The sequence below is a fragment of the Tenacibaculum profundicola genome (genome assembly GCF_057220795.1).
Genome location: NZ_CM170137.1, coordinates 2,507,392 through 2,519,629, shown reverse-complemented (window position 1 = coordinate 2,519,629; position 12,238 = coordinate 2,507,392). Strand labels below are relative to the sequence as shown.

General features: G+C 32.2%; 9 protein-coding genes. 5 read left to right on the top strand and 4 right to left on the bottom strand.

Features of this window, described 5'->3' with window-relative positions; all coding sequences use genetic code 11:
* Nucleotides 1–866 precede the first annotated feature (866 nt).
* On the top strand, nucleotides 867–3,620 hold the full coding sequence (locus tag AC2TDS_RS10810; RefSeq protein WP_484735600.1) for a PD-(D/E)XK nuclease family protein: 2,754 nt from the start codon (nucleotides 867–869) through the stop codon (nucleotides 3,618–3,620).
* A 141-nt stretch (nucleotides 3,621–3,761) separates the two neighbouring features.
* Here the strand turns inward: AC2TDS_RS10810 and AC2TDS_RS10805 are convergent, their stop codons facing one another.
* Together AC2TDS_RS10805 and AC2TDS_RS10800 are read right to left on the bottom strand one after the other, a co-directional pair.
* Complete coding sequence (locus tag AC2TDS_RS10805; protein ID WP_484735599.1) at nucleotides 3,762–4,295, bottom strand: GNAT family N-acetyltransferase; 534 nt, start codon at nucleotides 4,293–4,295, stop codon at nucleotides 3,762–3,764.
* An 11-nt stretch (nucleotides 4,296–4,306) separates the two neighbouring features.
* Complete coding sequence (locus tag AC2TDS_RS10800) at nucleotides 4,307–4,729, bottom strand: molybdenum cofactor biosynthesis protein MoaE (RefSeq protein ID WP_484735598.1); 423 nt, start codon at nucleotides 4,727–4,729, stop codon at nucleotides 4,307–4,309.
* Between the two features lie 118 nt (nucleotides 4,730–4,847).
* Here AC2TDS_RS10800 and AC2TDS_RS10795 point away from each other — a divergent pair, with 118 nt between their 5' ends.
* Together AC2TDS_RS10795 and AC2TDS_RS10790 are read left to right on the top strand one after the other, a co-directional pair.
* Nucleotides 4,848–6,050 (top strand): phosphoglycerate kinase, encoded by a 1,203-nt coding sequence (locus AC2TDS_RS10795; protein WP_484735597.1) that lies wholly within the window; start codon nucleotides 4,848–4,850, stop codon nucleotides 6,048–6,050.
* 298 nt (nucleotides 6,051–6,348) lie between these two features.
* Nucleotides 6,349–7,389, top strand: coding sequence for an NADP(H)-dependent aldo-keto reductase (locus AC2TDS_RS10790; RefSeq protein WP_484735596.1), 1,041 nt, complete (start codon nucleotides 6,349–6,351; stop codon nucleotides 7,387–7,389).
* A gap of 62 nt (nucleotides 7,390–7,451) precedes the next feature.
* On the opposite strand, the gene AC2TDS_RS10785 is transcribed toward AC2TDS_RS10790, so the two are convergent.
* Together AC2TDS_RS10785 and trpS are read right to left on the bottom strand one after the other, a co-directional pair.
* Nucleotides 7,452–8,705: a tRNA modification GTPase gene (locus AC2TDS_RS10785; protein ID WP_484735595.1), complete on the bottom strand. Its 1,254-nt coding sequence runs from the start codon at nucleotides 8,703–8,705 to the stop codon at nucleotides 7,452–7,454.
* A gap of 101 nt (nucleotides 8,706–8,806) precedes the next feature.
* The gene (gene trpS, locus AC2TDS_RS10780; protein ID WP_484735594.1) at nucleotides 8,807–9,775 is read right to left on the bottom strand and encodes a tryptophan--tRNA ligase; all 969 of its coding nucleotides are present in this window, start codon (nucleotides 9,773–9,775) and stop codon (nucleotides 8,807–8,809) included.
* A 253-nt stretch (nucleotides 9,776–10,028) separates the two neighbouring features.
* Here trpS and AC2TDS_RS10775 point away from each other — a divergent pair, with 253 nt between their 5' ends.
* Together AC2TDS_RS10775 and AC2TDS_RS10770 are read left to right on the top strand one after the other, a co-directional pair.
* Entirely contained in the window at nucleotides 10,029–10,667 is a 639-nt protein-coding gene (locus tag AC2TDS_RS10775; RefSeq protein ID WP_484735593.1) for a lysophospholipid acyltransferase family protein, read from the top strand.
* Between the two features lie 282 nt (nucleotides 10,668–10,949).
* Nucleotides 10,950–11,663, top strand: a complete 714-nt coding sequence (locus AC2TDS_RS10770; RefSeq protein WP_484735592.1) for a LytR/AlgR family response regulator transcription factor — start codon at nucleotides 10,950–10,952, stop codon at nucleotides 11,661–11,663.
* Nucleotides 11,664–12,238 lie beyond the last annotated feature (575 nt).

The window sequence follows — 12,238 nt, the reverse complement described above, 5'->3', positions numbered from 1 at the left end:
TGTGGTCAATGTGGTTTTATTACCCAATAAATTCACAATGGATTCATTTTTACAATAGAAGTTATGCTATTTATTTTGTTATTTTAATAAGCCTAATTGCTTAGGGTAAATATCGATTTATCTTACACTCACAGTTAATTTTGATTTTCTTGGGCTAAACATAGTTTTGAAGGACTATTTATAATTCGAAAAATCATAACAACGTAAAAAAAACGAAATTAATGGAGCCAAGCCTTATAAACAGTAGTCTTTACTTCAAAAAGCCTTGAATTAAAGACTTAGCCTGCGTTTTTTTAAATCAAATCTCACTATTTCTAAGACTTCTTTAGAAGTAAAATAAATCGAACTCAGGTTATAAATTCCACAAACCTGAATTATCTCTCTCCATTGTTTTGTTAAATTCTATAAAATGAGAGTAAGCAAAGTTGTTTTAGACTATTGATGATTTGAAACAACCTAAAATAAAATGATTGTTTTTTTATAAAAATTAAATATAGACTTAGTTTATGGTTTCTTTTTCTAATGAAGAAAAAAGGGCGTTTTATTACGGTAATTTTAATTTGTAATACCACTTCTGATGTTAATTTACCACTATTATTGTTGTGGAAAAGGCCGATCTATAGGTGATAAATTTTAGTGATGAATTTTCTCTATTACCTCAATGTTATAATGCCGATGGTTATTTGAAACCTTTTAATGAGCGAAGGGAAATTAAAAGGTAACTTCAAATTCCAATCGGTATAAAACACAAGCATGGCTGGAAGAAAATGATGGAGTAATTTTACCTAAGAATCGATATAAGTGGTATTAGATAGTATAATAAGTAGTACTTTTATGACTTAATTGTCAATGGCGAAAATTATATAATGCAATCTTTTATTTCTGAAACCTTAGATGCGATTTTAAAAAACACGAAAACATTTGAAGATGTTGAGTTTATAGTGCCCTCGCAAAGAGCAGGCGTGTTTGTAAAACAAGAACTAAAAAATAAAATAGCTGCTGGATTTTTACCCAAAATCAGTAATATCGGTGATTTTGTAGAACAAGTGTCAGAAATAAAAAAAGCAGATTCAGTTCAATTACTATTTTATTTTTATAGTATTTATAAAAAAGAAGAACCGGATTCAGACTCATTTGATGTTTTTTCTTCTTGGGCTTTTACCGTTTTACAAGATTTTAACGAAATAGACCAGCACCTAATCAATGCCCGTGAAATTTTTGTGTACGTGAGAGACATCCATCGATTGAGAAAATGGTCGGTATCTGGAACGTTTAAAGAAACAGAACTGATGAAAGATCATTTTGTGTTTATGGAAAAACTCCATAAATTATACGATCTTTTCTATGAGTTTTTAGTTACGAAGAAAATAGGATACCAAGGTGTAATTTACAGGGAGTCCATAAAAAAAATAGATGATTTTATACTTAAAAACAACAATAAAAAGTATTTTTTTATCGGGTTTAACGCATTAAATGCAGCAGAAGAATTCCTTTTCCAAAAAATGTTGGCGGGGGGTAACACAGAAGTATATTGGGATATTGATACCGCGTTTTATGAAAGTAATCATCAAGCAGGAAGTTTTATTAGAAAATATAAAACACGTTGGAAACATTATCAGAAGAATGAAATTCAGACGGTAGCAACACATTTTTTAGAGAAGAAAAACATTCAAATAATTGGCGCCTCTAAAAACATTACGCAAATAAAGCATGCAGGAGAAATCTTATCGAAACTCCCAAACCACAACAATACAGCTTTAGTTTTAGGAGATGAATCATTATTGCCCATCACATTAAACTCGTTGCCTAAAAATGTAGATGCTGTCAATATAACCATGGGATATCCATTAAAAGATGTGCCAACAACAAGTTTAGTTTTAACTATTTTCAGGCTCTTTCTAAATCAGGAGAAACTACAAAAAAAAGAACAACATCTATTCTATTACAAAGATGTGATTGCTCTTTTAAAGCACCCATCCATTTACCAGCTTTTACAGCTTGATGAGCAAAATATTTCCGATACCGTTTCGGAAGTTATTGTACAGAGTAATACAACTTTTGTAAGCAAAGAAAGAATACACGGCTTTTTTACGGATGTAGCAGTACCTATCAAAGAAGTAGTAGAATCTCTGTTTATACCATTTTCTACGATTGACGAGTTTTTAACGAGAATTTTAAACGTGATCAATGTATTAAAAGACACAGCCAATGAACTAGAAAAAGAATACCTATACCGTTTTTATACAACTTTTGTGCAACTACAAAACCTTCACGAAAGATTTAATTATATTCAAGACTTAAAAACACTACAACAATTTTTTAAACAATTAATTCAATCAGAAAGCCTGTCTTTTCAAGGAGAACCCTTGCAAGGGTTGCAATTAATGGGAGTTCTGGAAACACGCGTATTAGATTTTGAAAATGTAATAATATGCTCTGTAAATGAAGGCATTTTGCCAGCAAATCATCAACAGAACTCTTTCATTCCCTTTGACGTTAAAATAGAATTTGGGTTACCTACCTACAAAGAAAAAGACGCTCTATTCTCATATCACTTTTTTAGGCTGTTACAACGAGCTAAAAACATTTATATACTCTACAATACAGAACACGATGTTTTTGGTAGTGGAGAAAAAAGTCGTTTTGTAACACAGCTCGAAATGATGCGAAACGATATAGAAGAGAAAATTGTTAATCCGCAAATTATAACCACCACCACATCACCAAAAGAGATAGCTAAAAACCATGAGGTTCTTGAAAAGTTAAAAGAGTTAGCAAAGAAAGGGATTTCCCCTTCTGCATTAACAAATTACCTGTACAATCCAATGGCTTTTTACAAGCAAAAAGTATTGAAGATTAAAGAATTTGATGATGTCGAAGAAACCGTTGCCGCAAACACCATGGGAACCGTTGTTCACGACACCTTAGAAGCCTTGTACAAGCCTTTTGAAGGAAAGTTCATAGGAACAGACACCGTCACTCAAATGCAGCAAAAAACAAAAGAACATATTGCATTCTACTTCTCAAAACATTTTAAAAATGGAGATATAAGTGTTGGTAAAAATCGGTTGATTTTTGAAGTAGCCAATAGATTTGTTATCAACTTTCTGAAACAGGAAAAAGAACTACTAGCAGACCCAAATAATCAATTGAAAATAATTGCTACCGAGCAAACCTTGGCCACTGAAATTACAATAGACGGATTTGACTTTCCGATAAAAATTCACGGTCAGATGGATAGAATCGATGAATTGAATGGAGTAACCCGAATAATTGACTATAAAACAGGAAAAGTAGAAGAACTTAATTTAAAAGTAACAGACTTTACGGTAATTCGCGACCTAAAGTATCACAAAGCAATTCAAGTAATGTTGTATGCTTTTTTGTACACGAAACACACGGGTTATCATTTTAAGAAACCATTAGAAGCAGGAATTGTTTCCTTTAAAAACCTTAAAAAGGGCTTTATAAAAATGAATTTCTCATCGACATATAAATCGCCAGATCACCTAATTACTTCGGAAAGATTAGAAGAATTTATGGATGAAATTAAAGAAGTTTTAAAAGAAGTCTACGATCCTGAAATTACGTTTACAGAACCGTTAGATTTAAAATATTAAACCCAGATAATGTCATAACCATTTCTGATGTTCATTTACCGACTATAATTAAACATTATTCTACCAGGAAATGATTGTGTGCTTTGACTAAGAATTTCTGTTATTTTAGAACAAAACAAATTTCCTATTCGATAATACAACTCAAATATCTAGATATACAATAACCCAGGTCTCGTTGTTATATTCATAGTGAAGCAGCTCTTTAAATCCAATAGCAAGGTGAGCGTTTAAAGAACGGATGTTTGCTAGGTTAATCTCAGTGATGATAGAATTGTACTTATCAGTAAATTCTCGTTTCATTTTGTCATATAAACTTCTAAAAACACCTTTTCCTCTATAGGCTTTATCAACACAAACCTGCCCCATGATAATGTATTGACTCGCTGCTTTATTTGAAGAATCTATTTTGGCAAACATAGGCGCAAGAATAGCGATGTCATTTCTGAATTTTTCAGACATTGATAAGGCATACCCAACAACCGTATTTTCAACTTTTGCAATAATATGTGGATGCACATCGTGCATTCTTTTTAAAATACTTAAATCGTGCTGAACAGTAACAAAACCGTGCTCTTTTTTTACCGATTCGGTTAAATTAGCTGGTAAATTCTGAGCTTGTAATGTTAATATTTGCTCGAGCTCTAATAGTGTTTTTGTTGTTTTAAATTGAACCATAACAAACGTATTTAAGGATGTGCATTTACCCAAACTTCACCATCAGCAAAAAACTCCTTTTTCCAAATAGGTACAGTTTCTTTTAAGGTGTCTATAGCATATTGACATGCATCGAAAGAAGCCTTTCTATGTTGCGCAGAAACTGTTATAATTACAGGAACATCTCCTATCTCTAATGACCCTTCCACATGATGAATGGCTATTTTTTTAATAGCAAAATTAGCCAAGGCAAAATCAGCAATCTTTTGCATTTCTTTTATAGCCATGGGTTTATAAGTAGAAAAATCGAGCTTGGTTACCTCTTTAGTGTCGGTAACATTTCGTACCGTTCCAACAAAAACGGCAATCCCACCACACGACGCATCTGTTACGAAATCGTAACACTCTAGTAACTGAAGCTTGTCAGTTGATATTTTGATGAATGAAGTGCTCATAGGTAACAAATATATAAGTTTGTTGTGATAACTATAGACATTTTTATATTGTTTTAAATAGTTACTTTTGTTGTAGAATATAAACCAAGCAACAACACAAAATATACAATAACAGCACATGAAAACATTAAACGATTACAATTTTAAAAACAAGAAAGCATTAATAAGAGTTGATTTTAATGTACCGTTGAATGACACTTTTGTGGTAACGGATGATACGCGAATTCAAGCAGCAAAACCAACAATTATTAAAATCTTAGAAGATGGAGGAAGCTGTGTGTTAATGTCTCATTTAGGTCGTCCGAAAGGAGTTGAAGAGAAATATTCATTGCAACATATCATTGCTAAGGTAACAGAAGTTTTGGGAGTTAAGGTAAATTTTGTGGATGATTGTATTGGAGAAAAAGTATCCGAAGCAGTAACCAATTTACAGCCAGGAGAAGTTTTAATGTTGGAAAATCTTCGTTTTTATGGAGAGGAAAAAGCCGGGGATATTGCTTTTGCGGAAAAATTATCAAAATGGGGAGATGTGTATGTAAACGATGCTTTCGGAACAGCGCATAGATCACATGCATCAACTGCTGTGATCGCACAGTTTTTCTCGGATAAAAAATGCTTTGGAAACTTATTAGCACAAGAAATAGAGAGTATTGATAAAGTTTTAAACAATTCGGAAAAACCAGTAACAGCTATATTAGGCGGCGCAAAAGTATCTTCAAAAATAGGAATAGTAGAAAATATAATTGAAAAAGTAGACCATATTATCATTGGTGGAGGGATGACTTTTACCTTTATAAAAGCTTTAGGAGGTACGATAGGAAATTCCTTAGTAGAAGATGATAAGCTAGAACTCGCGTTAGAAATTTTGGCAAAAGCTAAAGCAAATAATACAGAAATACATTTACCAGTTGACGCAGTTATAGCAGATAATTTTTCAAATGACGCAAATATAGAAGTTGTAGATACCAATGAAATCCCTCAAGGATGGATGGGCTTAGATGTAGGTCCTAAAACCTCGGAAAAATTTGCGGAGGTAATTGCAAAATCAAAAACGATTTTATGGAATGGTCCGTTAGGAGTATTTGAATTGGAAAATTTTGCCAAAGGAACGATTGAACTTGGAAATGCTATCGCAGCAGCAACAAAAGATGGAGCGTTTTCTTTAGTAGGAGGAGGAGATTCTGTGGCTGCGGTAAAACAGTTCGGTTTTGAAGATAAAGTAAGTTATGTGTCTACCGGAGGAGGAGCTATGCTAGAATGTTTAGAAGGAAAAACGTTACCAGGAATTCAAGCAATTTTGAATCAATATAAAACAGCGTAATTAAACGAATTTTTTTAACCCACATTATACAATAGAACTTCGTCATGAGAGAGGTAAGCACCATAAAAGCACAACGAAGTGGTTCATTTTACAGTTGTTTTATTTGGTAATGCCATTTCCGAGGTTAATTTACCGAACATAATTTTATGGTAAATAACAATCTCGATTTATAGGTAAAACACAAGTATGATTATAAGGAAATGATCGAGTAATTTTAGCTAAGAATCGGTATAATAGAACTTTCTAATGCATAATTTGGGTGTAACAATAAAAGCAAAATCAAGACGTATTACACTATATGAAATATACTACATTACCTAATACAGATGTTAAGGTTTCTAAAATATGTTTAGGAACGATGACTTGGGGAAATCAAAACACCGAAGCTGACGGTCATGAACAAATGGACTATGCCCTTGAGCAAGGGGTGAATTTTTTTGATACGGCAGAACTATATTCGGTGCCCGCGACCCCAGAAACGTATGGAGCAACTGAAAAAATAATTGGCACCTGGTTTAAAAAAACAGGTAACAGAGAAAAAGTTGTGTTGGCTTCTAAAATTGCAGGAGCTGGAGCTTATACGGCACATATAAGAAAAGATGGGTTTAGTAAACGTGCTATTGCAGAAGCTATTGAAGGCAGTTTACAACGATTACAAACAGACTATATCGATTTGTATCAATTGCATTGGCCTAGCCGAGGAGTAAATTGTTTTGGTGTGCGAGATTATCCTTATAAAACTGCAGCTGAAGAAGCTGAAAATCATTTGGAGATTTTAGAAACGCTGAACGATTTTATGAAGCAGGGAAAAATAAAACACGTTGGCTTATCTAATGAAACGCCATGGGGTACGATGAAGTATTTACAAACGGCTGCGCAAAATAATTTACCAAGAATGATTACCGTTCAAAATTCCTATTCGTTAATTCATCGTTCGTATGAATACGCTATGTCTGAGGTTTCTTTACGAGAAAACATAGGCTTATTGGCCTACTCACCATTAGCTCAAGGAGTTTTATCAGGTAAGTACCTGGACGGAAAAACACCAGAGGGAGCAAGAGGAACATTGTTTCCGCGTTTTGTAGCTCGCTATATGACCGATGGGGCTCAAAATGCAGTAGCAGCATATTTAAAGATTGCTGAAAAACACGGATTAACTCTATCGCAGTTATCTTTAGCATACATTAACCAGTTACCATTTGTAACCAGTAATATTATAGGAGCTACTAAAATGGATCAGCTAAAGGAAAATATAAACTCTATACATATTGAATTGTCTGATGAGGTTTTAAATGAAATAGAAGCAGTACACGCAATGATGCCGAATCCAGCACCATAATTCAGGTTAAAAGCACGCTAAAAAAAGCCGATGACATTAAAGTTATCGGCTTTTTTTTTAGATTAAAAGAGGGTATACCCAATATTTAAACTCAAGGTATCAAATGTTGAAGTCCATGATGCATAGTGATGCAGCAGATCAATGTTTGATTGATACCTTACCTCCAAACTATATTTTTTGTATTTATAACCAATGTCTACGCCGAAATTACTTACAGATTTTGGCTCTAGGTCACTTAGCTTTGAACCATTAATCCTATAAAAATCAATGGTAGAGTTAAGGCTTAAATTTTTTATGTAGGAAGCAGCAATAAATAGCTTCGAATCATTATTTAAAAAGAAATAGTGTTTGACGCCTACAGGAATTTGTAGAATTTTATAATTTGCTTTTGATACTAGGTATCCACCAGAAATGGTATTGTTATCAATTGTTTTTGTGGAGTTAAAAGAGAAATAGGCAGCCTCCACCTTTAAACTCCATTTATTCTTATTAAAAGGCAAAATGTATTCACCTTCTAAGCCAAAGTTGATCCCAGCTTTATTGCCAAAATCAGTGTTTCTATTATTGGTAATCGAGTTTGGAATAGCTTCCTTAAATGTACTATTGTATACATTTAAAGAAGAAGTATTAAAACCAGTTTTTAGAGATAAATTGAATTGATTTTTATTAGAATTTGGCTTGTGGAAAGTAGTTGTTTTGGTGTTATTGCACTGATTGTATTGTTTAAAGTGCTTTATAAGACTGTTTGTGCTGTATCTTAAGTTTTTAACAGTTCTCAATGATTGGTTTTCACAGGTGATATTTTTCCATATTTGTTGTTGAAACCTCTTGTTTTCACCTACTTTGTTTTCACTGATATAATATTTCTTATAAATGAGTTGATGAATAGGGTTAAAATCAATGGAGTAAAAAAATCTTTTGATAGTACTATTATTATAGGAGTAAAGATTAGCTTTCCCTTCTATCAAAACTTTTAAAAACACCTGTTTTTCACTAAACTTAGGCATTCTTTTAGTATCTAGTTTATTGGGATTGTTACTAGATACATCAATGGCTACCATTTTTCTAACAAATTTTGAATAATTTAGAATTCCAAATTCCTGAATAGATTCGATAGTAGCAGATTTTTGCGTTGAATGTATGTCTAATTTATAATCAATTTTTGAAGGATTGTTTTTCCAATCAATATTTTTAATGAAGCACGCTGTTTTCTTACCGTCATTGGTGATAAAATAACCTTGTTCAAAAGATATCTGAGAGTAAGACTTTGATAATAAGAGCAATAACACTGCGCAGAGAAATGTGCGTCTTTTCATAACGTAAGTTTTCCTGCAATATAGAAAAACAGATGGGTTTTCCATCTGTTTTTGTTTTTTATTATAGAATAAGATTGTATCGGGTATTGTTGTATATGGGATTAATACCCTATTTTTTCACGAACTCTTTTTAATACATTTTGTGCTACTTCGCGAGCTTTTTCTGCACCTATAGATAAAGCCTCGTCAATTTCATGATGATTCTCCATATAATGATTATAGTTTGCCCTAATGTCGGCAAATTGGTCTACTATCAATTCATACAAAGCTTGTTTTGCATGACCGTAACCATAATTACCACCTTCATAATTTGCGCGCATTTCTGCGATTTGTGCTTCAGAAGCCAATAATTTATAAATGGCAAAAACGTTATCCGTATCAGGGTTTTTTGGTGCTTCTAAAGGTGTGCTATCCGTTTGAATTCCCATTATTTGTTTGCGTAATTTTTTGTCGGGCAAAAAGATATTGATGATATTGTTTCTAGACTTACTCATTTTTTCACCATCGGTACCCGGAATAAGTTGCGTACTTTCATTAATTTCTGCCTGTGGAGGAATTAAAACATCACCAACCGTATTATTCAATCTATTAGCAACATCTCGAGTCATTTCTAAATGTTGTAATTGATCTTTACCAACAGGAACAATTTCAGCATCGTACAGTAAAATATCTGCTGCCATTAGCATAGGGTAGGAAAATAAACCACTATTAACATCAACTAACCTATCTGCCTTATCCTTAAAACTATGAGCTAATGTCAAACGCTGATATGGAAAAAAACAACTTAAGTACCAAGATAACTCGGTAACCTCAGGAATGTCACTTTGGCGATAAAAAACAGTTTTGTTAATATCGATACCACACGCAAGCCAAGTAGCGGCAGTACTATAGGTGTTTTTACGTAATTGGGTTCCGTCTTTAATTTGGGTTAAAGAATGCATGTCAGCAATAAATAGAAACGATTCATTTTTAGGGTTATTAGCCATTTCTATAGCGGGTAAAATAGCGCCTAATAAATTACCTAAATGTGGGGTTCCAGTACTTTGTACTCCGGTTAAAATTCTTGACATTTGTTGTTTTTTGTATGTAATATCTTTGGTTCAAAATAATCTTAGTATGTAATACAAGATGAGCAAAAGTAAGGTTAAAATTTATCAAACAAAAGAAATTACTAATTTCGCAGATATGAAGTATTTTAAAATATCTTTTTTATTAATTTGGAGACTTTGGTTTTATATACTAATGTTTAGTACAATATTAATAATGTTACCGTTCTTATTGGTTTTGACATCTCATGAGAAATATTACTCCCTTTTTTGGAAAATGGTGAGAGCTTGGTCGTTTTTATTAATTTATGGAATGGGATTTCGTTTAGAAATAGATAAAGAACAGAAAATAGAAAAAGATAAGAGTTATATGTTTATTGCCAACCATGCATCGTTACTTGATCCTTGGGTAATGATTGCGATGAGTAAAAACCCAATTGTGTTTGTAGGAAAAAAAGAATTGGTGAAAATCCCTGTTTTTGGTTTTTTTTACAAAAAAGTTGTAATTATGGTCGATAGAAGCTCTGGAAAGAGTAGAAAAAGGGTTTATGAAATGGCGAAAGAAAGACTTAAAAACGGTGTAAGTATGGGGATCTTCCCAGAAGGATTGGTGCCAACAGAAGATGTAGTTTTAGCAGCGTTTAAAAATGGAGCATTTAGTTTGGCGATTGAACATCAGATTCCTGTAGTTCCTCAAGTTTATTATGATTGCAAACGTTTTTTTTCTTGGGACTTTTTAAAAGGAGGGCCAGGTGTCTTTAGGGTAAAGCAATGTAATTTTATTGATACTAAAGATTTGGTTAATACTGACAAAAAGCAACTAAAAAATAAGGCACATAATATCATGTATAAAGAGTTGGTGAATGACAATAAGTATATGACAGATACCAATAGACAAGAGAATTGTAAAGAATAAAATTGTTAATATACAATAATGAAAAAGACTATTTTGAACGATCACATTTCTTAAAATATTGATAGTGAAAACATAAGGCGCTTTATTACTTGTCTTGTAATTAAATTTTACTATATTTAAACAGATACTAACTACTTTACAAAATATACTTTTTTATTATAAAAGAGATGGATATAATTGAGACGGTGAATGGCTGTTTTTATATGCGTCATATATTTTGGTGTCGTGTTTTCCCCGCTTTATAAGCAATCCCTACACAATCCAATATTGATGAACAGACGTATGATTAAAATTATTATCATTGATGATGAGCAAGACGCGTTAGAAGCGTTAGAATTAAAAATTAAAAAATGTAAAGTAAATGAAGGTCTAGACGTTATAAAATGTAGTTCTCCCATTGCTGCATTTGATTTAATTAGAGAAGTTAATCCAGATATAGTATTCTTAGATGTGCAAATGTCTGAGATGGATGGCTTTACCTTTCTGAATAATTTTTCCGATAGAAATTTTGAGGTAGTTTTTACCACTGCTTTGGACAGGTATGGGATAAAGGCTGTTAAAGTAGATGCGTTAGATTACTTATTAAAACCAATTGATATAGATGAATTACAGTTGACTTTTGCCAAGGCATCTAAACAATTATATCTAAAAAATATGCAAGATAAAATTGTTAATAAAATTAATATTTCAGCTGATAGTAGAGTGTATCTAATATCAAAAGAAAATGTAATTTATCTAAAATCGGATAAAAGTTATACGACGATTTTTTTAAATACAGGCAAAAAAATCGTAGCAACAAAAACCTTGAAAGAAATTCAAAAAAAATTTATATCCCCTGAATTTTACCGAGTTCATAATTCTTATGTTATTAATTTAAACTACGTTGCAGAATATAATAAAAGATTAAGTGAACTTACCTTGAGTGACGGAACCATAGTAAGTGTGAGTAGAAGAAAAAAAAATGAACTAATAGAAAAATTACGGCTAGATAGATAATGTTGTTAGATATTACCTCGGCATTTTATTCAAGAATAAGAAGAGCTATGCTTATTTTAGTTGTCATTTTATCTACAGAAAAATGAAAAGCTCATAAATACTAGAGTGCATGCTTATTCTTTTTTGATTGTTTATCTTACTAGAGATATTTCTTTAGATAATAGTATCAGTATTAAGGAAAGTAGCAAGGTCAAGTTTAAATTTTAAGATAGTAGAAAGCCGTATGGAATTAAAATTGATATAGAAGATGTGCCAGATGAAAAATATATCATGGACTAGCGTTTCTTTAAAAACGGTATAATTAGAGTTTTGATTCACCAGTTGTTGTTATTTAATTGTTGTTTGTTTAAGTTTTTCTTCCAGTTGTTTAATATAGCGAAATAATGAGTTAATCTTTTGTAAATTAGATGTATGAAAAGAAAGGGATTGTGAATTTTTAGGGGGAACTCACAGTTTTATTAAGGGAAGGTCGAGTTATTTTGATCTTTTCTTTTTTTTGTTGCTGTTTTTTATTTTTGTCGCATTTTTTTGATCAAGTTGTTGGAATAAGAAGGTAAGGCAGCGCCGTTCATGAT

What these genes read in the sequence shown, in the direction of transcription:
- AC2TDS_RS10795 (WP_484735597.1), top strand. Translation starts at nt 4,848, where the DNA reads ATGAAAACATTAAACGATTACAATTTTAAAAACAAGAAAGCATTAATA.
- AC2TDS_RS10785 (WP_484735595.1), bottom strand. Translation starts at nt 8,705, where the DNA reads ATGAAAAGACGCACATTTCTCTGCGCAGTGTTATTGCTCTTATTATCA.
- AC2TDS_RS10805 (WP_484735599.1), bottom strand. Translation starts at nt 4,295, where the DNA reads ATGGTTCAATTTAAAACAACAAAAACACTATTAGAGCTCGAGCAAATA.
- trpS (WP_484735594.1), bottom strand. Translation starts at nt 9,775, where the DNA reads ATGTCAAGAATTTTAACCGGAGTACAAAGTACTGGAACCCCACATTTA.
- AC2TDS_RS10810 (WP_484735600.1), top strand. Translation starts at nt 867, where the DNA reads ATGCAATCTTTTATTTCTGAAACCTTAGATGCGATTTTAAAAAACACG.
- AC2TDS_RS10800 (WP_484735598.1), bottom strand. Translation starts at nt 4,729, where the DNA reads ATGAGCACTTCATTCATCAAAATATCAACTGACAAGCTTCAGTTACTA.
- AC2TDS_RS10790 (WP_484735596.1), top strand. Translation starts at nt 6,349, where the DNA reads ATGAAATATACTACATTACCTAATACAGATGTTAAGGTTTCTAAAATA.
- AC2TDS_RS10770 (WP_484735592.1), top strand. Translation starts at nt 10,950, where the DNA reads ATGATTAAAATTATTATCATTGATGATGAGCAAGACGCGTTAGAAGCG.
- AC2TDS_RS10775 (WP_484735593.1), top strand. Translation starts at nt 10,029, where the DNA reads ATGGTGAGAGCTTGGTCGTTTTTATTAATTTATGGAATGGGATTTCGT.